Annotated in this window: 18 protein-coding genes, 2 pseudogenes and 1 riboswitch; of the genes and pseudogenes, 10 read left to right on the top strand and 10 right to left on the bottom strand. The window is 73.0% G+C overall.

The features are described 5' to 3' along the window. Positions 1-135: 135 nt before the first annotated feature. A pseudogene (locus tag IF54_RS44220) lies at positions 136-420 on the top strand (LuxR C-terminal-related transcriptional regulator); the annotation flags it as partial. On the opposite strand, the gene IF54_RS43555 reads toward IF54_RS44220, so the two are convergent. The 4 genes from IF54_RS43555 to lanKC all read right to left on the bottom strand — a co-directional run bounded on the left by IF54_RS43555 (position 343) and on the right by lanKC (position 7210). Continuing rightward, positions 343-2433 (bottom strand): ABC transporter ATP-binding protein, encoded by a 2091-nt coding sequence (locus IF54_RS43555; RefSeq protein ID WP_030323182.1) that lies wholly within the window; start codon positions 2431-2433, stop codon positions 343-345. The pseudogene IF54_RS44220 and the gene IF54_RS43555 sit on opposite strands and share 78 nt — an antisense overlap. Next, positions 2430-4256, bottom strand: coding sequence for an ABC transporter ATP-binding protein (locus tag IF54_RS0126930; RefSeq protein ID WP_234439067.1), 1827 nt, complete (start codon positions 4254-4256; stop codon positions 2430-2432). Before IF54_RS0126930 ends, IF54_RS43555 begins: the two co-directional genes overlap by 4 nt. Before the next feature lie 87 nt (positions 4257-4343). Continuing rightward, positions 4344-4460 carry a SapB/AmfS family lanthipeptide gene (locus IF54_RS0126935; protein ID WP_020134771.1) on the bottom strand — a complete coding sequence of 39 codons (117 nt, stop codon included), beginning with the start codon at positions 4458-4460 and terminating at the stop codon, positions 4344-4346. Between the two features lie 59 nt (positions 4461-4519). Then, entirely contained in the window at positions 4520-7210 is a 2691-nt protein-coding gene (gene lanKC, locus IF54_RS0126940) for a class III lanthionine synthetase LanKC (protein WP_030323186.1), read from the bottom strand. Positions 7211-7405: 195 nt separating this feature from the next. On the opposite strand from lanKC, the gene IF54_RS0126945 reads away from it, so the two are divergent. From IF54_RS0126945 to IF54_RS0126960, 4 genes are all read left to right on the top strand, one after another. After that, on the top strand, positions 7406-9853 hold the full coding sequence (locus IF54_RS0126945; RefSeq protein ID WP_030323187.1) for a SpoIIE family protein phosphatase: 2448 nt from the start codon (positions 7406-7408) through the stop codon (positions 9851-9853). Positions 9854-9899: 46 nt separating this feature from the next. Continuing rightward, on the top strand, positions 9900-10319 hold the full coding sequence (locus tag IF54_RS0126950; RefSeq protein WP_030323188.1) for a CBS domain-containing protein: 420 nt from the start codon (positions 9900-9902) through the stop codon (positions 10317-10319). Between the two features lie 157 nt (positions 10320-10476). Further along, positions 10477-10653: a hypothetical protein gene (locus IF54_RS43080; RefSeq protein WP_199821250.1), complete on the top strand. Its 177-nt coding sequence runs from the start codon at positions 10477-10479 to the stop codon at positions 10651-10653. Positions 10654-11149: 496 nt separating this feature from the next. After that, positions 11150-11953 (top strand): class I SAM-dependent methyltransferase, encoded by an 804-nt coding sequence (locus IF54_RS0126960; RefSeq protein WP_020134766.1) that lies wholly within the window; start codon positions 11150-11152, stop codon positions 11951-11953. 76 nt (positions 11954-12029) lie between these two features. Here IF54_RS0126960 and IF54_RS0126965 read toward each other — a convergent pair whose 3' ends face one another. Beyond that, positions 12030-13982: a glycosyltransferase family 2 protein gene (locus IF54_RS0126965; RefSeq protein ID WP_030323189.1), complete on the bottom strand. Its 1953-nt coding sequence runs from the start codon at positions 13980-13982 to the stop codon at positions 12030-12032. A gap of 102 nt (positions 13983-14084) precedes the next feature. Here IF54_RS0126965 and IF54_RS0126970 point away from each other — a divergent pair, with 102 nt between their 5' ends. Together IF54_RS0126970 and IF54_RS0126975 are read left to right on the top strand one after the other, a co-directional pair. Beyond that, positions 14085-14312: a hypothetical protein gene (locus IF54_RS0126970; protein ID WP_159002210.1), complete on the top strand. Its 228-nt coding sequence runs from the start codon at positions 14085-14087 to the stop codon at positions 14310-14312. Beyond that, positions 14297-14809 (top strand): metallophosphoesterase family protein, encoded by a 513-nt coding sequence (locus IF54_RS0126975; RefSeq protein WP_030323191.1) that lies wholly within the window; start codon positions 14297-14299, stop codon positions 14807-14809. Before IF54_RS0126970 ends, IF54_RS0126975 begins: the two co-directional genes overlap by 16 nt. Before the next feature lie 64 nt (positions 14810-14873). On the opposite strand, the gene IF54_RS0126980 is transcribed toward IF54_RS0126975, so the two are convergent. Further along, on the bottom strand, positions 14874-15986 hold the full coding sequence (locus IF54_RS0126980) for an XdhC family protein (RefSeq protein WP_030323192.1): 1113 nt from the start codon (positions 15984-15986) through the stop codon (positions 14874-14876). Positions 15987-16219: 233 nt separating this feature from the next. On the opposite strand from IF54_RS0126980, the gene IF54_RS0126985 reads away from it, so the two are divergent. Together IF54_RS0126985 and IF54_RS0126990 are read left to right on the top strand one after the other, a co-directional pair. After that, entirely contained in the window at positions 16220-18136 is a 1917-nt protein-coding gene (locus IF54_RS0126985; RefSeq protein WP_030323194.1) for an elongation factor G, read from the top strand. A gap of 53 nt (positions 18137-18189) precedes the next feature. After that, complete coding sequence (locus IF54_RS0126990) at positions 18190-20049, top strand: cellulase family glycosylhydrolase (RefSeq protein ID WP_030323196.1); 1860 nt, start codon at positions 18190-18192, stop codon at positions 20047-20049. 70 nt (positions 20050-20119) lie between these two features. Here IF54_RS0126990 and IF54_RS0126995 read toward each other — a convergent pair whose 3' ends face one another. Continuing rightward, a complete protein-coding gene (locus IF54_RS0126995) occupies positions 20120-21364 on the bottom strand; it encodes a YncE family protein (RefSeq protein WP_030323197.1) in 1245 nt (414 codons plus the stop codon). Positions 21365-21583: 219 nt separating this feature from the next. Between IF54_RS0126995 and IF54_RS0127000 the strand changes: the two genes are divergently transcribed. After that, on the top strand, positions 21584-22246 hold the full coding sequence (locus tag IF54_RS0127000; RefSeq protein WP_030323198.1) for a TetR/AcrR family transcriptional regulator: 663 nt from the start codon (positions 21584-21586) through the stop codon (positions 22244-22246). Between the two features lie 433 nt (positions 22247-22679). On the opposite strand, the pseudogene IF54_RS43560 reads toward IF54_RS0127000, so the two are convergent. The 3 genes and pseudogenes from IF54_RS43560 to IF54_RS0127020 all read right to left on the bottom strand — a co-directional run. Then, a pseudogene (locus tag IF54_RS43560) lies at positions 22680-22951 on the bottom strand (glycosyltransferase); the annotation flags it as partial. 77 nt (positions 22952-23028) lie between these two features. Continuing rightward, on the bottom strand, positions 23029-23922 hold the full coding sequence (locus IF54_RS0127015; protein ID WP_051735548.1) for a bifunctional 5,10-methylenetetrahydrofolate dehydrogenase/5,10-methenyltetrahydrofolate cyclohydrolase: 894 nt from the start codon (positions 23920-23922) through the stop codon (positions 23029-23031). A gap of 22 nt (positions 23923-23944) precedes the next feature. Continuing rightward, positions 23945-24027, bottom strand: a riboswitch (ZMP/ZTP riboswitch). A 47-nt stretch (positions 24028-24074) separates the two neighbouring features. Then, positions 24075-24953 carry a hypothetical protein gene (locus tag IF54_RS0127020; RefSeq protein ID WP_030323203.1) on the bottom strand — a complete coding sequence of 293 codons (879 nt, stop codon included), beginning with the start codon at positions 24951-24953 and terminating at the stop codon, positions 24075-24077. Positions 24954-24978: the final 25 nt, after the last annotated feature.

The raw sequence follows: 24978 nt of genomic DNA on the forward strand, positions 1-24978 counted from the left end.
GCGCCGAGCCGCCTGCGGTCCGTGCGTCCGGACGTCTGCGCGGCCGACCTCGAATGCTCGGACGCGTACGGCATCCCGCCCCTGGGGGAGTTATCCATGCGCGAGCCGGACCGGAGTCCGCCGCGCCTGCTCGTGATGGCCAGCGCCAACCGCCCCGGTCTGCTCAAGCGGGCCGTCGAGGCGGGGGCACTCGGATACGTGGACAAAGAGGGGGCGGCGCCGGAGCGGCTGGTGCGGGGGATCCGCCGGGTCGCCGAGGGGAAACGTTTCGTCGATGACTCGCTCGGCTTCGGATTCCTCCAGGCCGCGGAGATGCCGCTGACCAGGCGGGAGCTGAGCGTGTTATCCCTCGCGGCCGAGGGGGCCTCCATCGCGGAGATCGCGGGAAGCCTGCACCTGTCCCACGGGACCGTGCGCAACTACATGGCCGCGATCACCCGCAAGACCGGGGCCCGCAACCGCATCGACGCGATCCGGATCTCGCAGGGGCAGGGCTGGCTCTGACCCGTTCGAGGGGGCGGGGTGGCCAGGCTTCGAGGGGGCGGGACGGCCAGGCGAGGGGGCCGGGGCCGGTGACGTGGGCCGCTCGGGTGGTACGGCCGGCCGGCCGCCCACGAGTTCGCGGTACGCCGGGGAGTCGCGCACCAGCTCGTCGTGCGTGCCGTACGCCGTGCGCGGGCCGTCCATCAGCAGCACGTGCCCGGCGCGGCGGGCCGAGCTGATGCGGTGGGCGACGACGACCAGCGTCGTCCCCGGCCGCTCGGCGAAGGCCCGCTCGGCGCGCTCCTCGCTCCCCGGGTCGAGGTGGCAGGTCGCCTCGTCGAGCAGGACCAGCGGGGCGGGTGAGAGATAGGCCCTGGCCAGCGCGACGAGCTGGCGCTCACCCGCGGACAGGGCGGCCGGGTCCACGCACGCCCCCGGTCCACCGAGCGCTTCCATCAGCGGGGCCAGCCCGACCGCCCTGGCCGCCGCGAGCAGCTCGGACTCGGGCACCGGCTCCGTTCGGAGGTGGGTGAGGTTCTCGGCGAGGGTGCCGGTGTGGACGTACGCCTCCTGCGGGATGAGTACCCGCCCGGCGGCGGCACCGGGGGAGGGCACGGGATGCCCGAGCAGCCGGATCCGCCCACCCGAGGGCCGCAGCAGCCCGGCGACGAGAGCGGTGAGCGTGGACTTCCCGATCCCGCTCGGCCCCACGACGGCCAGGTGGGCCCCCGACGTCAGGGTGAGGTCGAGCCCGTCGACGACGGGGGTGGCGGCGGGGCCGTAGGCGAAGGTGAGGGAGGTGAGCTCCAGGGCGGGTGTCCCGGCGGACGACGGGGCGGGCAACGCGCGTGCCTTGGCCGCCGCGCCGGGAACGGCGGCGCCGGAGTCGCGGTCGGCGGGAGGCGGGTTCACCGGTGAGACGGCGTCCGGCTCGGGCGTGGAGCCGGAGTCGCTCGCGCTCTGCGGGGCGTGGGGGACCGGGCCCGGTTCGTCCTCCCGCGCCGGCTCGCGGATCAGGCGGCGCAGTACCACCACCAGCCTCGACCCGCTCGTGCCCAGGCCGTGGACCAGGTTGTGCAGGGCAGGCAGGAGGGACTGGGTGACGTAGGCGAGGGCGCCGACCAGGGCGCCCGTGGTGACGCCCCGGGACAGGAGCCAGGGGGTGCAGACCAGCAGGAGCACGATCGGAAGCTGGCCGCCGAGGGTGAGGGAGGCCACGCGCAGGACGGACCAGTGGGCGAGGGAGTACGCGGCCCGCTGTTCCGCCTCGACGAGCCGCCCGGTGTCCTCGGCGACCCGCTCCTCGGCGCCCGACGCCGTGATGTCCCGCAAGCCCGGGCAGACCCTCCCGAGACCGTCGGCCAGCGCCTCGTCGGCGACCAGGAAGTCCTCCTGGCGCCGGGCCAGCGGCCGCAGCGTGGCCGCGAACAGGCCCAGTCCGGCGGCCAGCGGCGGGCCGACCACCAGCAGGAGCAGCGGGTCCAGCGAGGCCAGGCCGACGACCGCACCGACCGCGGTGAACACGAACGAGCGCGACACCATCACCAGCCCCGCGAAGGTGTCCCGCGCGATCTCCACCTGCTGGGTCAGCCCGGACAGTGCCCCCGGATCCGCCTCCCGCACTCCCCGCCCGACGACCCGCCTGACCAGCGCGTCCCGCAGCGGCTCGACCAACGCGGCGACGGCGGCGTACACCCGCACCGTCCCGAACGCCCCGACCAGCACGCCGAGCCCGGCCACCCCGAGCCACCCCAGGCCCACGGCGGGCCGTCCGGCCAGGAACCCCTCGTCGAGCGCGCGGGCGGGCGCGTACCCGGTGAGGAAGGTCTGCGCGGTCTCCAGCACCGACCATCCGCCGAGCCGCGCCATCACCCGCCACCGGGCCCGCAGATACCGCAGCCCGCGGGCGGGGACACCGCCGCTCACCGCCGCACCCCTCGCCGTGGTCATGCCGACCCCCCGCTCGCGGCGTCCGTGCCGGCGCTCGCGGCGTCCGTGCCTGCGTTCGAGGCGTCCGTGCCTGCGTTCGAGGCGTCCGTGCCGGCTGCCTCCCCGCCCTCCCCGAACACCGCCCGGTACTCCGCCGCCCGCCACAGCTCCGCGTGCGGCCCCACCGCCCGCACCCGCCCCCCGTCCAGCCAGGCCACCGCGTCCGCGCGGGCCGCCGTCGCGGCGCGGTGGGCGACCAGAAGCCGGGTGCCGTGCGTCCCGTCGCCCACGAGGGCCTCGGCGATGCGGGCCTCGGTCACCGTGTCGAGGCTGGAGAGGGCGTCGTCGAGCACGAGCAGGCGGCCGCCGTGGGCGAACGCCCGGGCGAGACCGAGCCGTTGGGACTCCCCGCCCGAGCGCGGGGCGTCGGCGACGAGGGTGTCGTAACCGTGCGGCAGGCGGCGGACGAAGTCGTCCGCACGGGCCGTGCGGGCCGCCCGGCGGACCCGGGCGGGGGAGGGGGAGGGCAGGCCGAGCCCGATCTCCTCCTCCAGGGTGCCGCCGAGCAGGGCGGGCCGCTCGAAGGCGTAGCCGATCGCACCGCGCACCTCGTCGTGGGTGAGCTCGCGCAACGGCACCCCGTCCAGCAGGACTTCGCCGGAGTCGGGGTCGGCGAGCCGCCCGGCGATCGCGGCGAGCAGCGACTTGCCCGCCCCGGACCGGCCCACCACGGCGAGGCTGGTGCCGCCGGGCACGACGAGGTCGACGCCGTCGAGCACGGCCCGTCCGCCGCGCACGGCTGTGACGCCCCGCAGTTCCAGCCGTCCCGGGCCCGGCGGCAGCCTGCGGGCGCCGTAGCCGACGGGTGGTTCGGCGAGGACCTCGTCCAGACGGCCGGTCGCGGCCCGGGCCCGGGCGAGACCCGCGAGCTGTCCCACCAGGACGCCGACGCCGCTCGCGAGGACGGCGTACCGGGAGGCGGCGAGGACCTCGCCCACGGTGACCCGGTGCCGGGCGAGCAGGACGCCGGCGACGGCCACGACGCCGAGCTGGAGCAGCGGGGCGATCGCCACGGACTGCCCCGAGGCCCGGCCCTGCACCCTCCACATGCGGTGACCGGTCGCGGACAGCTCGGGCAGCGGGCGCAGGACGCGCGCGGTCTCGCGGTCCTCCGTCCCGGCGGCCCGGATCGTGCGGTGTCCGCCGACGGCCTCCGACAGCGCCTGCGCGATCCGCCCCTGCACCTCCTGGTAGCGCGTCACGCACTCCCGGGTGTCGCGGGCGAAGGCGCGCAGCAGCAGGGCGAGGACCGGTGCTCCGGTCAGGAACACGGCCGCGAGCCAGGGGGAGATGAGTCCCAGGGCCACCACGGCGCCGACCGGGCCGGCGAGTGCGGCCAGCAGCGCGGCGCGCGCGGCCGGTGCCGTGCCGGCCTGGGCCGCGTTGCCGACGAGACGCGCGACGAGGTCCCCGGGCCCGAAGCGGGCTGTGGCGCGCGGGCCGACGGCGAGGACGTGGCCGGTGAGACGGCGGCGCAGCCAGGAGGTGGTGCGGGCGGTGACGGTGCCGCCGAGGACGGTCTCCGCCGCGTCGAGCAGGGCGAGCAGCAGGACGAGGGCGGCGCAGGCCAGCACCCAGCGGGTCGCCGGTTCCCGGGCGAGCAGCAGGTCGAGGGTGCGGCCGAGTGCGGTGGGCAGCAGCAGCGCGGCGCCCGTGGAGGCCGTGCTCACCAGACACAGGGCCAGGCAGCGGGCGGGTGCCGGACCCAGGAGGCCGTGCGGGCCCACGCGGCCGTGCTGAGCCAGGCGGCCGTGCGGGGCCGGGGGCGCGGTGCTGGTCGTCATACGGCGGCCTTCCCGAGGTGGGCAGGACCCCGGGCGGCCCCTCCCACGTGGGAGTGACCGCCCGGAGTCATGGGCGCACGGTGTCTGTCAGAGACAGAGCGTGACGCTCGCGGCGCTGACGCAGGACAGCAGGCTCAGCGTGCTGTTGGCGCCGCCGCCGGTGTGCTCGTCGGACTCCATCGTCTGCAGGTCGAGAAGTGCCATCTCGGTTTCCTTTCCTCGGTGTCGTCCACCCGTGGGGACGGGGTTGGGTCACGGCTCCGTCAGGTCGCGGAACCGCGTATCGGGGGCCGCCCGAGCGGCGGCAGGAACGGCAGGTGTGCGGTGGTGGGGGCACCGGGGGCCGCGGGATCCTGTCGGCTCCCTTGGACTCCATGGACCCTTTGGACCTCCTGGGCCGCGCCGAGCGCGAGCAGGCACCCTGCCGTTCCGGTGCCCAGGTCCATCGACAGACGCATCATCTGGTGGCCGGGGAAGGCCAGTTGGCCCTGGTAGTCCATGGCGAGCCAGCCGAGACCGTCGATCTGTTCGGCGAGCCGCTCCGGGCTCGCGCCCGGCGTGTCCGTGCGCGCGAGATGCAGGATCATCCCGGCGCGGCCCTGGAAGAGACCGGGCTGCACATAGAAGCGGCTGGTGGCGGCGGTCAGGATCCCGGCCCGCGCCCTCTCGAACTCCCCCTCGGTGTCGGCCCCGTGGGCGAGGAAGTCGTCCAGCACCATCCCGATGCCCGCGCTCCCCTCCCCGAGGTAGGGCAGCGTCCGCCAGCCCTCGTCGACCTCGAGCGAGCCGCTCGGATGCGTCACACAGCACTCCAGGTCCCGGCGCAGCGCCACCTCCGCCGCCCTCAGCAGCAGCGGCTCACCGGTGCGTTCGTACTGCCGCAGCAGGAACAGCGCGGGCCCGGTCCAGCCCCGCAGCAGCCCCGCCCGGCGCTTCCTGGGCGAGTCCGGCAGGGGCTGCGTGAGCCGCCGTACGAGGACGTCTGCCGCCTCGGTCGCGCGGTCCCGCAGCTCCGACTCGCCCGTGGTGTCGGCGAGTTCGCCGAGGACCAGGCCGAGGCCCGCGAGGCCGCCGTGCAGGTCGGCGGAGAGGTTCTGCCAGCGTTCCGCGAGGATCCGCCCGACCAGATCGAGGGCACGCTGCCGGTGGCCGAGCCGGTCCAGGACGTGGGCCACGCCCGCGAGGCCGTCGTAGAGCCCGAGCGGCGTGCCCGTGGGCGGGGGCGCGGTGCGCTCCAGGAGCCAGCGCTCGCCCTCCTCGTACCGCTCGGCGCCGATCGCCTCCAGCGTGTACAGCACGCCGGCCGCGCCGTGCGCGAGTCCGAGGCCGCCGCCGTCGTTGAACTGGGTGATGTCGCCGGGGAAGAGCCGGTCCGTGCGCTCGGGGGTCGCCGAGGCGAGGATCGCCTTGACCATGGAGTCGCGGCTGTGGGGCCAGTCGCCCGGCTCGACGAAGGCCGTCGCGGCCAGGGAGGTTCCGGTCCTCGCAGGGTCCGGGGGAGCGATGTCCCGGGTGATCTCCGCGACCGCCTCGTCGAGGAACTCCTTCGGCACGTCCGGGAACTGACGCAGAATCACCTCGGCCAGGTGGGCCGCCTTGCCCCGGTCCACCACGAACAGCGTGGTGACCGGCAGGAACAGGGCGATCCTGAGACAGGCCAGCGCGTAGCGGTCGACGTCCACGCCCTTGCGGTCCGGCGGGGCGAAGAACCCGGGGTGGGCGACGACCTGGCGGCCGTTCTCCTCGACCGGCGCCGCCGCCTCGAAGTCGAGCAGGGACACCGACTCCTCGTCGGGGCCGACCATGATGTTGAAGACGTGCAGGTCGTTGAAGACGATCCCACGGGCGTGCACCGCGTCCACGGCCCGCTCCACCGCCCCGTGGATGCGCACCGCCCACGCCGTGTAGTCGGCCACGGCCTTCGGATCGGGGTCCGGACCGAGCAGCGGATGCCGCTCGGCGAAGAACGAGTTGAGGGGGCGCCCCTCCAGGAAGTCCATGACCAGGAAGCGGTGGTCGCCGAGAGTGAACCAGTCCCGCACCTCGGGCACCACGCCGGTGCCCGCCACCCGCTCCAGGGCGTCCTTCTCCCGCACCAGCCGGGCGATCGCGTCCGCCCCGTCCGCGGCGAGCCCGGCGTGCGGCCGGCCCTCCTTGAGGACGACCTTGCGCCCGTCGCGGGTGTCGGTGCCGCTGTAGACCCCGCCGCCGTTGGAGAAGTGCAGTGCCTTCTCGATCCGGTACGGCAGCTCGCCGACCGTCGTGGTGTTGCGGGCCTCCAGATGCGGCGCCAGGAAGTCCGGCAGCGTCACCCACTCGGGCACCTGGAAGGACGGCTCCCGCCGGTCCGGCACCAGAGCGCCCTCGCCGTTCCGCACCGCCGGCACCAGCGAGCCCCGCTCGTCGACGACGAAGGTCCGCGCGAACGCGCCGTAGCGGACGTACAGCGGGCCCTCGTGCCAGCGCAGGTCGGTGAGGATGTACGGCCCCTCGAAGCCCTCCAGGAGTTTGCCGAGCTCGCGGAGCACCTCGTGCAGCTGCTCCTCGTCGGCCGGGTAGATCGTCACGAACTTGCCGCTGGTGTCGCGGGCCGCGTACTTGGTGTTGCGCAGGTGCAGCAGGTGGGGGGCCGGGACGAACTTGAACGAGATGCGCCGGGGCACGCAGTAGTCCCACACGATCGCGGCGATCCGGTCCGCGTTCTCCCGGGTGGCCGAGGCGTGGATCTTCCAGCCCTGCGAGGGGCCGGGCGCCGGCCTTCCGTCCGGACCGAGCGGCGTCAGCGTCAGCCAGTCACCGATCCGTGCCGCGTCCCAGCCGTCGGGCACCGCTCGGCGCGCCGTCTCGTGGACGGGCGCCGTGCCGGCCTCGCCCGCCGTGCCCGCCGAGATCCGGTCGGGCGTCTCGTAGAAGTGTCTGTCGGCGAGCGCGTACACCTCGTAGCGCTTGTCCATGTGTCCCCCTCCTTGGCCCGCCACAGAGCTTTCCAGCGCGGCACGGCCACGGACAGTCACGGCTGTCACGAGATCGCCGTGCGGAACGCACGGGTTTGGAAGTGTCAGGAGGGGTACCGGCGCGACCCCCGCCGGATGCCCCTCGGAACGCCCACAGGGGCTGCGCACGTGCCGTATTAGCGCTGTAATGGCGAAGTGGTGAGTGAGGGCGCTGCGGGACGCGGAGCGAGAACGCTGCGTGCCGAGAACGCCCTGGCCTCCCTCACGCACAGTCCCGGCGCGCCCGAACGCCTGCACCGTGTCCTCGAACAGGCGCTGGTCTTCGCCGGGGCGTCCTTCGCCGCCGCGTACACGCCCGGCGACGACCCGGACCTGTTGTTCCTCGTGGAGTCGGCGGGCGTCCCCCGGACGGTCTACGGGCTGCGCGACAGTTACGACGGCTCCGGCGGCTCACCGCTCGCCGAGGCGCACCGCTCCGGGCGGCCCCTCTTCCTCGGCCCCGAGGAGCTCGCCGCGGGCGCCGAGTCCGGCGGAGTTCCGGCACGGGAGGTCCACCTGGCCGTGCTGCCCGCGCACGGCAGCGACGGCCGGGCCTGTCTGCTCGCCGTCAGCGAGGCCCCGCGCGGCTTCGACGACGAGGACCGCAAGTGCCTCGAACTCATCGCCGACGCGATGGTCTGCCCACCCCCCGCCGCAGCCCCCGAGGGCGGCGAACCGCTCGCAGACGCGTTCAGCCTCGCCATGGACACCGGCCACATCGAGGTCGGCGACGAGATCCTGGACCTCTTCGGCATGAACCGGGCCGACTTCGACGGCAAGGTCGAGACCCTGCTCGGGCGTACGGTCCCCGAGGACCTGCCCTCGTTGATGTCCCTGTTCGAGGCCGGTCACATGTCCCTCGGCGACCGCGAGCTGGAGTTCCGGGTCCTCCAGCCCTCGGGACCGCCCAGGTGGCTGAGGCTGCGAGGCCGCATGCTGCCCGGCGGCGAGGGCCGGCCCGCCCTGCTCGTGGGCACCGTCGCCGACGCCTCCACCCTGCGCTCCGACGTCACCGACGTGGCCCGGGTCCAGCGGCTGGCCGCCGCCCTCTCCACCGCCGGCACCGTACGCGACGTCAGCCAGGCCGTCGTCTCCGCCCTGCGGGCCCCGCTCCGGGCCGACCGCATCGCCCTCGCCGAGCTGGAGAACGACCGGCTCGTCGTCACCGTCCTCGACCCGCCCGAGGCGGAGTCCTGGCCCGAGCTGTGGCGCCTGGAGTGGCGCGGCGAGTGGCCCGAGGCGCCCGTACGGGCCATGCCCACCCTGGCCGGCGCCCTGCGCGAGGGCCGCGCGCAGATCTGGCCCGCCGGCACCCTCCTCGAACCCGCCCTCGCCGACGTCGGGCCAGGCGGCCTCGCCGTGCTGCCGCTGCCCGCCGCGGGCCGCATGGCGGGCGCCTGCCTCATCGGCTGGGACACCCCCCACCACTTCGGCCCCGACGAGCGCGCCCTGCTGACCGCCTCCGCGGGCCTCGCCGGACAGGCCCTGATGCGCGCCCACGCCCTGGACGCCGAGCACGAACTCGTCGGCATGCTCCAGCGCCAGCTGCTGCCCCGCAGGCTGCCGGACCTGCCCGGAGCGACCGCCGTCGCCCGCTATCTGCCCAGCACCGCCGGTCTTGAGCTGGGCGGCGACTGGTACGACGTGATCCCGCTGCCCGACAACCACGTCGCCCTGGTCATCGGCGACGTCCAGGGGCACAGCGCGGCCGCCGCCACCCTCATGGGTCAGATGCGCACGGCCCTGCGCGCCTACGCCGTCGAGGGCCACCCGCCCGACGTCGTCGTCGCCCACGCCAACCGGCTCCTCATGGACCTGGAGACCGACCTCTTCGCCACCTGCACCTACGTCGACCTCGACATGGAGGAGGGCACCGCCTGGTGCGTCCGCGCCGGCCACCTCCCGCCGGTCCTGCGCCACCCCGACGCGAGCACCGACATCGCGGAGTCCGACGGCGGCCCCCCGCTGGGCGTGATCGCCCAGGCCGACTTCCCGATGACCCCGCTGCGGCTGCGGCCCGGCACCCTGATGGCCCTGACCACCGACGGACTCGTGGAGTCCACCGAGGCCGACATCGACGAGGGCATGGAACGCTTCGCCCGCGAACTGTCCCTCGCCGACCCCACCGACCTCGGACTCGTCGCCGACGCCCTGCTCGGCGGAGCCCGCCGCAGCGACGACGTCGCCCTGCTCCTGCTGCGCTACGACGGCATGGCCACCATCCCGCTGCGGGACGGCTGGACGGTGTGGCGCGTCCCCCAGGCCGCCGGGCACGCCCGCCGCTTCACCCGGCGCGTGCTGCGCGGCTGGGGAGTGCGCGGCGAGCCCCTGGAGACCGCCCTGCTGGTCGTCTCCGAACTCGTCACCAACGCCCTCGTGCACACCGACGGCCGGGTCCGCCTCGACCTGACCCTGGTCGGCCACCGGCTGCGGATCTCCGTCACCGACGCCTCGCCCCGTACCCCCGCCAAGCCCACCAGCATCGGCTGGGAGGCCACCGGGGGCCGCGGCCTCCTCCTCGTCGAGAACGTCTCCGCGACCTGGGGCACACTCCCCGTCAGCGGCGGCAAGCAGGTGTGGAGCGAGATCGCGGTGGACTCCTGAGGAGGGGTACCCGGGGCGCACCAACCCGCGAACAGAGGGGTACGTCATGACCCAGCACGTCAGCGACATCATGACCAGCGCTCCGGTCACCGTGGAACCGCAGACCTCCGTGACCGCCGTCGCCCGGATCATGCGCGACCAGGACCTCGGGGCCGTCCTCGTCACCGACGGCGACGAGCTGCGCGGCTTGGTCACCGACCGTGACCTCGTCGTGCGGTGTCTCGCCGACGGCGGCGACCCCGAACAGGTCACCGTGGCCGGCGCGTGCAGCGCGGACCTGGTGACCGTGGCCCCCGCGGACGACCTTGACCACGCCATCGAGCTCATGCGCGAACACGCCGTACGCCGGATCCCGGTCGTCGAGGGCGGCCACCCCGTCGGCGTCGTCGCCCTCGGCGACGCGGCCATGGAACGCGACCCGGAGTCGGCCCTGGGCGACATCAGCGTGGCCCGCCCCAACACCTGAGCCGGGAAGGAGAGTTCGACCGGCCGTCAAGCGGCCGGGTGGCCGCTCACCGGTGAACAGGTGTGCGGCACCGGTGCCCTGACGGCCGGACCGGACCCGTTTGACACGGCCGGCCCCGGGGACCCGGAGGAGCAGCATGGAAGGACGGTGAACCGCCGTGACCCCGCAGACCGCACAGATATCCGTCGTACGCCGGCCCGAGACGGGCTGGTCCAGGGCCCGCCGCCTGCACGGCAAGGGAGACCTGCGGACGTGCCTGCCCGCGGTCGAGGAGCAGGGCGGATCCACCACCGCGCACACCGCGGAGGACCACATCGTCCGCGGCGAGGACTGAGCGCTCCCCGAGCCCTCCTCGTCCCCGTCACCGACGCTCCACCATCACGTCACCCCCTGACTCGGCCGGTCCTTCCGGATGCGGGCTAGGGTGACGCAGATGAAGGCTCTCGTGCTGTCCGACGGAGCCGGCACCCGGTCATGGCCGTGCATGCCCCCGTCGGCCACCTCATCGCGTGTTCTCCCGCACCTGATCGACGGCAAGGTGCGGACCGCGTCATGAGTTCGTCCGCCCGGAGGTTCACCTTCCGGCTTCCCGTCCTTACCAAGCCCTTTCCCTCGGGTTCGTGCTCCTCGCCGCGAAGTCCTGTCATGGGAAGCTCACAGCAGGTATGTTCCACGGAACCGGTCTTGGCCGGGGCAGCCGGGCCCGCACGACGCCCTGCCGCCGGCGCCCTCGGGTGCGGCCGGAGGACGGGGGCCGCGCCGGACTCGCACCGGGACCGGCGGTCCGCCCTGCACGAAGCACTGCCACACATCCGCAAGGAGATTTCCCAGTGAAACGTCACGAGTTCCTGCGGGGGCTCCACCAAGCCAGCGCGAACCGCAACTACCTGGAGATCGGCGTCAACGACGGCCGCAGCCTGACGTTCTCCCGGGTACCGAGCATCGCGATCGACCCGGCGTTCAAGGTGGTCTCCGAGATCCGCTGCGACGTCCACCTGGCGAAGGCCACCAGCGACGACTTCTTCGCGCGCGAGAACCCGCTCCAGCACCTCAAGGGCGGCCGCCACCCGCTGCGGAACATCATCCGCAACCGCAGCCCGTTCGGGTACTGGAAGGACGTCACGCTCGACCTGGCGTTCATCGACGGCATGCACCTGTTCGAGTTCGCGCTGCGCGACTTCATCAACGTGGAGAAGTACGCGGACTGGGCCAGCGTGATCGTCTTCGACGACATGCTCCCGCGCAACGTGGACGAGGCGGCCCGCGACCGCCACACCAACGCGTGGACGGGCGACGTCTACAAGGTGATCGAGGTCCTGAACCGCTACCGGCCCGACCTGGTGACGGTCCTGGTCGACACCGAGCCCACCGGCCAGCTCGTGGTGTTCGGCGCGGACCCGACCAACACCGTCCTCAAGGACAAGTACGACGAGATCATCGCGGAGTACGTGGTCCCGGACCCGCAGAAGGTGCCCGAGACGGTCCTGGAGCGTACCTCGGCGATCAAGCCGGAGGCGCTGATCGAGGCGCCCTTCTGGAAGGCGCTGGTCAACGCCCGCAACCGGGGCAGCAAGCGGGACCGCAGCTGGGAGCACCTGCGCACGAGCCTCACGCAGCTCAACAACGCGGGCTGACCGCTGCACCCATGGCATGAGCAAGGGGAGGACGCTTCCGGCGTCCTCCCCTCACTGCTGTGGTGTGCCCTTGGCGCTACTTGCGCCGGGCCCTGATCCGGGCGAGCACCTTCCGGGCGAGCGGCCTGGCCCTGCGGACCAGTCGCTGTCCGACACCGGGCCGGGGCGGACGTACGGCCGTGACCTGGACCCGGCCGTCCTTCACCCGCAGGGCGAACGGCAGGGGGTGGAAGCGCGGCTCCGGGGCGTCGGGCGCCGGGCTCAGCGCCACCTGCCAGGGCGTCCCCCCGAGGTCGCCGAGCGGCAGCACGGCCTCCAGGAGGGCGGCGGAGCCCTTGGGGCGCAGAGTGCCGGGCACCTGCCTGGGCGAGGTGCCGGAGCCCGCCGTGAGCTTCAGCAGGACCGGCGTGTCACCGGGCACGTGGAACGGCACCGGCACCTCGACCCGGTCGCCGGAGACGGTGACCTCGCCGGGCGTCAGACGGCCGAGCTCCAGGCGCTTGCCCGCGGTGTCGACGTCCAGGGCGAGCGTGCCCTGCTTCGCGGTCCAGTACGGCAGCACCACCCGGCCGCCGGCGACCCCGGCGTCCGCCGCGGTACGGCCCTTGAGCGCGACCGGACCCAGCCGGCTCTGCTTGGTCCAGCCGCCGAGCTTGACGCGCACGAACACGTCGTACAGCCCGGCGTCCAGCGGACCGCCGTCGGCGGCGGTGGCCGGGTCCACGGTCGTGGTGCCCCGCAGCACGAGCCGCACCCGGTCGTCCCCGTCCGCCGGGACGGTCTCCCGGGTGAACTCCACCGGCTGGAAGAACTGCGCGGAGCTGGTGCGTTCGGTCAGCAGCACTTCGACGGTGGCGCGGCCGAAGCCGGCGACGCTGTGGGCACCCACCCAGTCCACCGCCTCCCGCACGGAGGCCGGCGGCCCCGCGAGCGGCTCCTTGCTGCCCTGGGCGGGGAACGTCATCGGCGCGCCGTCCGACGCGAGTTCGGCGGAGAGCCCGATCCGCAGCACCCCGCCGTCCCACTCGACGCCGTCGGGCACCGCCGTGGGCGTGACGGAGACCTCCCACTCGGCGAACGCCACCAGGTCGTCGAGCCGGCCGTCGGCGATCAGCGCCGCGACGACCTGCTGGGTGGGCTGGAGACCGGCCGCGACACCCGGCCCGAAGCGTTCGACGACGACGGAGCGGATCTCGTTGAAGAGCTCCTGGCGGTAGTCCTCGGGAGCGGAGAGCAGCCGCTTGCCGCGCATCCGCTCGACCATCTCGTTGCGCAGCCAGCGACGGAACAGCCGGTCGCGGGTCTTCCCCGGCTCGGTGTACTTCTCGACGACGTCGAGCGCCTCGCGCAGGTTCGCGAAGTAGCCCACCGGGTCGAAGCGCTGGAAGCCCGCGTTGGAGGCGTCGTCGCGCTTGAGGTGGTAGTAGCAGACGTAGTCGCTGAGCACGGAGACGTTGTCCGCGCGCAGATACGCCTCCGTGACGAAGACGTGGTCCTCCAGCCGGCGCCTGCCCTCGGGGAAGCGCAGACCGATCCGGTCGAGGAAGGCCCGCCGGAACATCTTGTGCGGGGTCAGGCTGTCGATCAGCGGGGCGTTGTCGACGGTGGCGCGGGGGTGGTTGCGGCGGAACAGCTCCACCGGCACGCCCCGGCCCTTGCCGGCCATCTTGCCCACGACCACGTCGGCGCCGTTGGCGACCGCGTAGTCGTACATCCGCTCCAGGGCCTCGTCGCCGAGGTAGTCGTCGTTGTCGACGAACATGACGAACTCGCCCTCGGAGGCGGCGATCCCGACGTTGCGGGGCTTGCCGGACCAGCCCGAGGCCTCCTGGTGGATGACCTTGATGTTCTCGACCTCGGCGGCCACCGCGTCCAGCCGGGCCGGCGTGTCGTCGGTCGAACCGTCGTCGACGAAGATCGCCTCGAACTCGTCCGGGGGCAGGGACTGCCTGCGCAGCGAGGCGATGCAGTCCTCGATGTAGGCCCCCGGGTTGTAGACGGGGATGACGACGCTGACCTTGACCGGCATCGGTGTCCGGACTCCTTGAGTGGCTTGTGGCTTGCGTCACGGATCGACGCGTTGTGCGCCGATGTTAACGCCGCCGGGCAAGTGCCGGGGCAGCAGGCGGTCTTGGCCGTCGGTGCCTTCGGCGACGGTGAGGCGTGCGGCGGACCCGCGGCGGCGACGCCGACGGCCGACGTCGGCATCGGGCGACGCCGCGATCGTCGTACCGCGTGGATGAAGATGACCCGAGGGCGTCGTCGGTTCCTCGATATCGACATCAACTTCGAGGCCGGCACGGGCGCGGCCTTCCTGCGGGCCGAGCCCTCTAGGCTGACCCCGTGCGCCTGCTGCTGATGTCCGACACCCACCTCCCCAGGCGTGCCAAGCAGCTCCCCGGCCCGCTGCTCGACGAACTCCCGCGCGCCGACGTCGTGTTCCACGCCGGGGACTGGGTCGACACGGCCACCCTCGACCTGCTGGAGAGCCGCAGCGCCCGCCTCGTCGCCGTGTACGGCAACAACGACGGGCCGGAGCTGCGCGCGCGGCTGCCCGAGGTGGCGTACGCCGAACTCGGCGGCCTGCGCTTCGCCGTCGTCCACGAGACCGGCGCCGCCCAGGGCCGCGAGGCCCGCTGCGCCGCGCGCTATCCCGGCACCGACGTCCTGGTCTTCGGCCACAGTCACATCCCGTGGGACACCACGGCCCCGGGCGGACTGCGACTTCTCAACCCCGGCTCGCCCACCGACCGCCGCCGTCAGCCGCACTGCACCTACATGACCGCGACCGTGACCGACGCCCGCCTCACGGACGTACGCCTGCACCGCCTGCCGCCCCGCCCGGCCGCGCGCTGAGCCTGCGGGCCCGGGTGCGGGCTTCGGACCGCTCGGCTGGTTCGGTGCGGGCCCCGGACGGGCCTCACACGTCTGGCTTCCCGGGCGGGTGGATCGCCCCCGCCGTCGCCGTCAGCGGGACCCCGCTGCCGCCCCAGCGCAGCGCGACGATCTCGGCGGCCACGGACACCGCGACCTCCTCCGGGGTGCGGGCCCCGAGGTCCAGGCCGACCGGCGAGCGCAGCCGGGCCAGCTCGGCCTCGGTCAGTCCCGACTCGGTGAGCCGTTTCATCCGGTCGTCGTGCGTTCGGCGGCTGCCCATCGCCCCGATGTACGCCGCCGGCCGGCGCAGCGCCTCCTCCAGCAGCGGTACGTCGAACTTCGGGTCGTGGGTCAGGACGCAGATCACCGTGCGCTCGTCGGTGTCGGTGCCGCGCAGATAGCGGTGCGGCCAGTCCACGACGACCTCGACGCCCTCCGGGAAGCGCTTCGGGGTGGCGAAGACCGGGCGGGCGTCGCACACGGTGACCCGGTAGCCGAGGAAGGCGCCGATCCGGGCGACGGAGGCCGCGTAGTCGATCGCGCCGAAGACCAGCATGCGCGGCGGCGGGGCGAAGGAGTGCAGGAAGACGCCGACCGCGTCCTCGCGCCGCTCGCCGTGCGGGCCGTAGCGCCTCGTCCCCGTCGCGCCCTGGGCCAGTTCGCCGCGCGCGTCGGCGGTGACCGCCGCGTCCAGGCCGCTTGCGCCCAGGGTCCCCGCGACCCGGTCCGGCCACACCGCGAGGGTGGCGCCGAGCGGTGCGGGGCCCTCGGTCACGGTCGCCAAGGTCACCGGGCGGTCCTCCGTGACGGCCTGCGCGAGCTCGCCGAACACGGGATCGAGGGCGGCCGTCACGGGCCGTACCAGCACGGTGATCTCCCCACCGCAGGTCAGCCCCACCGCGAACGCGTCCTCGTCGCTGTAGCCGAAGGTCGTCAGGCGGGCCTCGCCGCTCGCCACGACCTCCTGGGCCAGGTCGAAGACGGCCCCCTCGACGCAGCCGCCGGACACACTGCCGACGACCTCGTCGTCCGGGCCCACGGCCATGGCCGCGCCGGGGTCACGCGGCGCGCTGCGACTGGTCGAGACGACGGTGGCCAGCCCGAACGGCACGCCGGCCCGGTACCAGCCGGCCAGGACCGGGAGGATGTCACGCATCGTCGGCTCCTTTCACCACCACCGCCCCACACTGCCACGGCGGCCCACCGACCCCGGGTACCCCCGCTCGGCGACGCGTCGGGCGTTAATCCGTTGCCGTCGCCGGCGTGCACCTGCTGGACTCTCCCTGTACTCGTCGTACTCGACGTCGCACGATCCAGGAGCCGCAATGCGCACTGCGTCCATGTCCCCCCAGGAAGGAACGACCCCTCTCTCCAAGGACATGACGCCTCGTGCACCTGCTCAACCTCGGGATCCTCGCCCACGTCGACGCCGGTAAGACCAGCCTGACCGAGCGGCTGCTGCACTCGGTCGGAGTCATCGACGAGATCGGCAGCGTCGATGCCGGCAGTACGCGGACCGACACCCTCGCGCTGGAGCGCCGGCGCGGCATCACCATCAAGTCCGCCGTCGTCTCCTTCACCGTCGACGACGTCACCGTCAACCTCATCGACACCCCCGGTCACCCGGACTTCATCGCCGAGGTGGAGCGCGTCCTCGGCGTGCTCGACGGGGTGGTCCTGGTCGTCTCGGCCGTCGAGGGCGTCCAGGCGCAGACCCGGGTCCTGCTGCGGACCCTCCAGCGGCTGCGCATCCCGACCCTCGTCTTCGTCAACAAGATCGACCGACGGGGTGCCCGGTACGACGGCCTCCTGAGCTCCCTCGCCGAGCGGCTCACCCCGGCGATCGTGCCGATGGGAACCGTCGCCGGACTCGGCACGCGCCAGGCCCGCTTCAACCCCGGGATCGGCCCCTACGACGTCCTCGCGGACCACGACGACGACCTGCTGTCCGCCTACGTCGAGGAGCGGGTCGACGAAGGACTGCTGCACCGGGCTCTCGTCGAGCAGACCCGGCGGTCCCTGGTGCACCCGGTGTACTTCGGATCCGCGGCCACCGGCGCGGGCGTGCCCGAACTGGTCACCGGCATCCAGGAGTTGCTGCCCGCCGCCGACGCGGATCCCGAAGGGCCGGTCTCCGGCACGGTGTTCAAGGTCGAGCGGGGACCGGCGGGGGAGAAGATCGCCTACACGCGGATGTTCTCGGGGACGCTCCGCACGCGCGACCGCGTCCCGTTCGGCGAGGCCCGCGCGGAGGGCCTCGTCACCGCGATCAGTGTCTTCGACGGCGGTTCCGAGACCCGCCGGGACACGGTCCCCGCGGGCCGGATCGCCCGGCTGTGGGGTCTGTCCGGCGTGCGCATCGGCGACACCCTCGGCGAACCCCGGAAGACGCACGGTCAGTTCTTCGCCCCGCCCACGCTCGAAACGGTCGTCGTGCCGGGCCCGGGCACCGACACCAGGTCCCTCCACCTCGCCCTCACCCACCTCGCCGAGCAGGACCCGTTGATCGGCCTGCGGCACGACGAGAGCCGCCAGGAAACCTCCGTCTCGCTCTACGGCGAGGTGCAGAAGGAGGTCCTCCAGGCCACCCTCGCCGAGGAGTTCGGGCTCGACGTCACCTTCCGCGAGACCACCCCGCTGTGCGTGGAGCGGCTGGTCGGCACCGGCTCGGCGGTCCGGTTCAACAAGCAGGGCGGCAACCCGTTCCTCGCCACCGTCGGACTGCGCGTCGAACCCGCCCCGGTCGGCTCCGGGGTGGAGTTCCGGCTGGAGGTGGAGCTGGGCGCCATGCCGTACGCCTTCTTCCGGGCCGTCGAGGACACCGTGCGCGAGACGCTCGGGGAGGGCCTCTACGGCTGGCCTGTCCCGGACTGCGCGGTCACCATGACCCACTCCGGTTACTCACCCCGGCAGAGTCACGCGCACCAGGGCTTCAACAAGGCCATGTCCAGTACCGGCGCCGACTTCCGGGGCGTCACCCCGGTGGTCCTCGCCGAGGCGTTGCGCAGGGCGGGCACCCGGGTCCACGAACCCCTGCACCGGTTCCGCATCCAGGCTCCGGCCGACACCCTGGGCGCCCTGCTGCCGGTACTGGCCGCGCTGCGGGCGGTACCGGAGAACACCGTGGTCCGTGGGGAGACCTGCCGGGTGGAGGGCGTGGTCCCCGCGGCCCGGCTGCACGAGCTGGAGCAGCGGCTGCCCGGACTCACCCGTGGCGAGGGCGAGATGGAGAGCGCCTTCGGGCACTATGCGGCGGTCACGCAGGGGCCGGTCCCGTATCGGGCGACCCCTACCCGAAAAAGCTGAAACTTACTCATCAGTCATAAGTGTTGACGGTGTGCCGGATGAGTCGGACTGTTATGGACATGCCGAATATGCGTGCGCGTCTGCTCGTTGTTCTGGTTGTCCTCTGCGGATTCCTGACGGTCGCGGGCACTCCGTCCGCCACCGCCGCCCCCATCGCCGACTCCCTCGCCTTCGACGGCACCGCCCTCACCGTGGCCAACGGCCGGTTCGTCGACGGCAGCGGCCGCGAGGTCGTCCTGCGCGGCTACAACGTCTCCGGTGAGACCAAGCTCGCCGAGAACAAGGGCCTGCCCTTCGCCTCGGTGGCCGACGCCAAGAAGTCGGCGACCGCCCTCAGAGCCCTCGGCGGCGGCAACTCCGTGCGCTTCCTGCTGTCCTGGGCCTACGCGGAACCGGTGAAGGGCCAGGTCGACACCGCGTACCTGACGGCCGCCACCGAGCAGATGCGCGCCTTCCTCGACGCGGGCATCCGGGTCTACCCCGACTTCCACCAGGACCTGTACTCGCGCTGGCTGTTCAACTCCGGCAGCTGGTACACCGGCGACGGCGCCCCCGCGTGGGCGGTGGCGCTCGGCAACTACTCCGCCGAGTCCTGCGGCATCTGCTTCACCTGGGGGCAGAACATCACCCAGAACGGCGCAGTGAAGGCGGGCCAGTACGACTTCTGGCACAACAGGTACGGCCTCCAGGACTCCTTCCTGGCCACCGCCCAGAAGACCATGGCGTACCTCAAGACCAGCCTCTCCACCGAGGAGTTCGCGGGGGTGGTCGGCTTCGACCCGTACAACGAGCCCTACGCCGGCAGCTACGACTCCGGCCAGAACAGCCGCACTTGGGAACGCGACCTGCTGTGGCCCTTCTACGTGAAGTTCCGGGCCCGGATGGACGCGGCCGGCTGGACGGACAAGCCCGCGATGGTCGAGCCGAACCTGTTCTGGAACGGCAACGTCAGCAAGGAGGAGGGCGGCCTCCTCGACGCGGGCACGCTCGGCTCCCGCTATGTCTTCAACACCCACTTCTACGACCAGAAGGCCATCTCCGGCATCCTGATGTGGGGCAACGCCTCCGACGGCCAGTACGTGGGCGACTTCGGCACCGTCCGGGACCGCGCCTCGGCCCTCGGGACCACGTCCATGGTCAGCGAGTTCGGCCACCCGCTGAACGGCTCCACCGCGGGCAAGGCGCCGACTGTCCTCAAGGCCATGTACCAGGCCCTGGACTCCCGGGTGAAGGGCGCCAACTGGTGGTCCTCGCCCGCGACTTCGGGCCCGGTGCTGTCCGGGTCGCAATGGCAGTGGGACATCTACAACGGCCGCCACCACGAGCTGATGAACGACAACCCCGGCAAGGTCATGACCTCGGGTGACGCCTGGAACGACGAGGACCTCTCGGCCGTCCGGCTCGACGACTCCGGTGCGGCCGTGCTCCGCCAGGACGCCCGGCTGCTCGACCGGGTCTACCCGAGCGCCACCTCCGGCTCCACGGTCGCCTTCACCTACGAGGACCGCTCACGCGACGGCTCCACGACCCTGACCTGGAACCCGGTGCCGAGCAGTCTGCCGAACGTGGCCTCGCTGGTCGGCTCCGGCCAGTACGCGCTGCTGGTGTGGCGGTCCGGCAGCGGGTCCACCCCCACGGAACTCCATCTCCCCGCCTCCTTCCCGACCGCGACGACCACGGTCGTCTCCGACCTGGGCACCGTCTACGGCCCTCCGGCGTACAGCTCGTCCACCCCGGTCGGCGCGGCGCTCGAACCGGGCGGCACGGGCAGCCGCCGCCTGCTGCTCAGCGACGCGGACTCCGGCGTCCTGCACTACGCGCTGGTGACCAACGGGGCGACCTCGCCGTCCGCGTCCCTGCTCAACGCCGCCAAGTCCGAGCTGGCGTCCTGGGCGGCGTCGAAGATCGGCTGACCCGTCGACGACAGCCGCGGCCGGCACCGCCTCTGCGCAGAGGCGGTACCGGCCGCGGTTCGGCGTGACGTCACGAAGCGGGGCTCGTCCAGTTCGCGGCCACGTGTCCCAGCCGCACCCGCTGCGGGTGGTCGCCCACCGCCACCGACGCGGTCTTCTGGCCGGTCGCGAAGTCGATCGCGGTGACCTGGTCGGCGCCGCTCTCGGAGATCACACAGCTCTTGCCGTCACCGCTGACGGTCGCCCAGTAAGGCTTCGAGGCGGAGACCAGCGGGCCCTCCTGGAGCGTGGCGCGGTTCACGACGGTCGCGTAGTCGTCCATCGTGCCCGCGACACACAGCTTGCTGCCGTCCGGGCTCATCGAGATCCCGTGGTGGCGCGAGTCGTTGACCATGGTGGTGCGGTCGTCGCTGGTCGCCGGGTTCTTCGGCAGGGTCTTGGTACGGGTGATCCTGTCGGTGGCCACGTCGTACTCGAAGAAGCCGTTGAAGAACGAGACCTGGAAGTACAGCTTGGACTCATCGGGCGAGAACACGGCGGGCCGGACCGCGTCCGAGTAGTCCTTGAGGCCGATCGCGTCCAGCTTGTCCCGCATGTCGATGGTCCTGACCTGCTTGTACGTGGTCGCGTCCACCACCGTGATGTGCCGGTCGCCCTTCGTCCAGTCCAGCCAGGGGGCGTCGGAGTCGGTGTTGACGTCACCGATCGCCATGTTCCAGATGTACTTGCCGTCCTTGGAGAAGATGTTCTCGTGCGGCTTGTCGCCGGTGGCGAAGGAGCCCAGCTGCTGGCCGGTGTTGATGTTCAGCACGTGCACGGTGTTCGCGGTCGAGGCGGACACCGCGACCCGGGTGCCGTCGGGGGAGACCGCCATGTGGTCCGCCCGGTACCCCGAGACCTTGAAGCGCCAGTTGATCTTCCCGGTGGCCAGGTCGATGGACACGACGTCCGCGAAGCTGGGCCGCGAGACGACCACCGACTTGCCGTCCGGGGTGGAGTACATGTCGTCGACGAACTGGTCGTGACCCTCGCCGACGCTGTTGCGGATCGCCATGAAGTAGATCCACTTGATGGGGTCGGCGTTGATCTCCGCCATCCGGGCGTCCTTGTCCGGGACGACGTTGATCCGGCCGATCTTCGCCAGATCGCCGGAGGACTTGATGACGTCGGCGGTGCCGTCCCAGTTGTTGCCCACGAACAGCACCTCGCGCAGGGCGGTGCCGTCCGCCGCGGAGGCGGCGGTCACGGGGGCGGTGACGGACAGGACGACGGCTGCGGCCAGGGCACACAGGTGCCTGGGGCGGATAGCGGGCAAGGCGGGTCTCCCTACGGGGCGGCTCAGACGGGGCGGCGCATTCGGGCGGCTCGAACAGGCTCATGGCGTGGGCATGCCAGAGGTAAATCTGAAGATGTGCGCATTCAGAGTGAACTTACTGCAAAGTAAGGAAGGGGCGCCCTTCTCCACAAGACTGCGTGCACGACAAAATTGCACTCCTACGGGTGGCCGGACCTTCCGGCTCGAACAGGAGGTGCGGTGACGGGCAGGCTCAGGGCCCCGACCGGTCGCTACGGCGGCAAGACCGCCGCGGAGCGGCAGGCCGAGCGACGCCGCCGTTTCCTGGACGCGGCACTCCAGCTCTTCGGGGACGCCCCGGGCTACCGCGCCACGACCGTCGCCGCCCTCAGCGAGGCCGCGGGCCTGTCCACCCGCCAGTTCTACGAGGAGTTCCGCACCCTCGAGGACGTCCTCGCCGCCCTCCACCTCGAGGTCAACGACTGGGCGACGGCGGCCGTGCTGGCCGCGGTGGCCGACGCGGACCAGCTGCCGCTGACCGAGCGGGTGGCCGCGATCTTCCGGGCGTACGCGGCCAACGTCACCTCCGACCCGCGGCGGGTGCGGATCACGTTCGTGGAGATCATCGGGGTCAGCGCGCGGATGGAGGAGCAGCGCCTGGCCCGTCGGGCGCACTGGGTCGAGCTCGTGTGTGCCGAGGCGGAGCGGGCGGTCTCCCGGGGGGAGGCCACGCCCCGGGACTTCCGGCTCGCGGCGACGGCCTTCATCGGCAGCGTGAACGGCCTGCTCCACGACTGGAACGCGGGATGGGTGGACGCGACGCTGGACGAGGTGGTGGAGGAGCTGGTGCGCCAGCTGGTGGGGATCCTCCAGCCGCCGGGGTGGGAATCCGGCCGGGTGTGAGCTCTGATGCCGCCCGGGTGTGAGCGGGGATTCCGCTCGGGCGTGGCTGGGAATCCCTCTCGCGCGTGAGCTGGGATTCCGCCCGCGCGTGAGCTGGCCTGCGCCCGCGCGTGAGCTGCGGCGGGCTCCGCTCCAGCTTGTTCACCGCGTCGAGTACCGGTGTCACGCCGTCCTCGTCGCGGATGTACGCCCCCAGTGCCCGGGCCCGCTCCCGATGACCGCCGGCACTCCCGCCCGCAGTCCCGCCGCCGTGGTGCCCGCGCCCGCGTGGTGGACCACCGCCGCCATGTGCGCGAACAGCGCCGAGTGCGGCGCCTGGTCGATCCGGCGCGGGTCAGCGCCGCGATCGTGCGGGCGCTGCGCCTGGCCGGGCTGCGCGGGTGATCCAGCGCGACTGGGCGGGCCTGGCGGCGACGGGGGGCGACCTGCTGAAGTCGTCGCTCATCTCCACGGCCAGGGTCCGCGCCATCGCGACCACCCGCACCAGCTTGCCCACGCCGGTCGTGCTGCGGTGCAGAGCCCGCCCGCGCGAGGACTCCAGCTCCGCCCGGGGATCGACGGGCAGGGCGTGGAACCCGAGGCCGGCCCGGGCCGCGAGCGGCTCGGAGCGGCCGTGGGTGACCAGGGTGACCTCGTGCCGGCCCGCGCCAGACCGTGCCCCAGACCGGTGAACGGGGCGACATCGCCCCGGGAACCCGCTCTCATGATCGCTACCCGCACGCCGGACAGTATGGCGCCGGGCCCCGGCTTCCGGGGCGAACGACCCGTGCGCACCGCTCAGTTCAGGCCGGTCGCGGGCCTCGCGTCACCCTCACGTGCTGGGCCGGGCCCTGCTGGGCGGCGGTCTCGGCAGCCGTCACCGTCTGCTCCAGCAGCGTGGCGATGGTCATCGGGCCGACACCGCCCGGCACCGGCGTGATCAGCGAGGCCCGTTCCACCGCGGAGTCGAAGTCGACGTCACCGACGTTCCCCTCGTTGTATCCCGCGTCGACGACCACCGCGCCCGGCTTGATGTCCTGGCCCCGGATCAGCCGGGGCCGGCCCACCGCGGCGACCACGATGTCAGCCTCCCGCACGGCCGCCGACAGGTCGGTGGTGCGGGAGTGGCAGTAGGTCACCGTGGCGTCCCGGGCGAGCAGCAGCATCCCGGCCGGCTTGCCGAGGATGGCGCTGCGGCCCACGACCACCGCCCGCTTCCCGGCCGGGTCGACGTCGTACGCGTCGAGCAGCCGCATGATCCCGCCGGGTGTGCAGGACACGAACCCCGGCAGGCCGAAGCTCATCGACGCGAAGGAGGCGAAGGTGACCCCGTCGACGTCCTTCTCCGGCGCGATCGCCTCGAACGCCGCCCGCTCGTCGATGTGCGCGCCCATCGGATGCTGGAGCAGGATGCCGTGCACGGTCGGGTCGGCCGACAACTCCCGCAGGGTGCCGACCAGTTCCTCGGTGGTGGTGGCCGTCGGCAGTGCCACGTGCCGTGACTCGATACCGGCCGTGCGGCAGCGGTTCCGCTTCATCCGGACGTAGGTGACGGAGGCCGGGTCCTCGCCGACGAGTACCGTCGCGAGGCAGGGTGCGCGGCCGGTGCGAGCGGTGAGGTCCGCCGCGCGCTCGGCGGTCTCCTCGACGATGCGGCGGGCGAGCGCGGTGCCGTCCATGATGCGGGCCTGAGACATGATCCACTCCCGGGTCGATCGTGGGAATCGCCCAGGCGCACGGCTTCGGAGTCATGGACCGCTCCCCGGTGGTGCTCCACCTCAGCGCCAGTCACGGCCCGCCACCAGCCTAACCGAGGCTTTGGAACACCGGTCAGGCAGCGGTCTCCGTTTCAGGAGCCGCCGTCGGATCCGCCCCGGGTCTCCGTTTCAGGAGCCGCCGTCGGATCCGCCCCGTCCAGGAATCCCGTCGTCTGGGCGTGCAGCCGGTCCGCCCCGATCGCCCCGGCCCAGCGGGCGACCTCCCGGGCCAGTGCCCGCGCCCCGGCCTCGTCGCCGGCGTCCCGGGCCAGGACCGCCAGCAGCAACTGCTGGGCGAGGACGCCGGGGACCAGGCCCGCCCGCGCCCCGAGGCCGGTGGCCCGCTCCCAGCACTCCACGGCGCGCTCGTGGTCGCCGGCGTCGTGCGCGTGGTCGCCGAGGTGGCGCAGGGCCTCACGGGTCAGGAGGTCGTCGCCGCCCTCCCCGCCCTCGCTGCCCGCATCGCCCGCGCGCAGGGCGTCCTCGTAGTGCGCGGGCGCGGCGGCGCGCTCGGCGAAGAGGTTCTCGACGACCAGCCCGAGGTACATCGACGCCCAGCCCCGCCGCACCTCGTCGGGGGCGCTGTCCCGGAGCGCGTGCGCGCTGCGGCGGATCCCGGCCAGCGCCTCGGGATCCTTGCCCTCGGGGCCGGGGCGGAACACCCCTTCACGCACCAACTGGCAGCGGTAGTCGTGGCGCAGCCGGATGAAGCCCAGGTCCCAGCCGGCGCCCGGCGCCTCCTTCTCGGCCCGGTCCGCGCGGGCGGCCGTGAGATCCGTGCCCGCGAACCAGTCGCTCAGGAGGGCGACTTCGGCGGCGGCCAGGGCGAGCCGGGCGCGGTCGGCAGGTTCGGCGCAGTCCGTCGTGTCCAGCAGGCCCAGCGCCCGCTCCCATCGGCCCGCCAGGGCCAAGTCGTGTGCGGCGGCGAGGAGTTGATCGAGTTCCACGGTAGTGCTCGCGGTGTACGTCATGGCAGGGGAAGGTAGTCAGACAAAA

Origin of the sequence: Streptomyces sp. NRRL B-3229, from assembly GCF_000719505.1 — a bacterium.
GTDB lineage: Bacteria > Actinomycetota > Actinomycetes > Streptomycetales > Streptomycetaceae > Streptomyces > Streptomyces griseorubiginosus.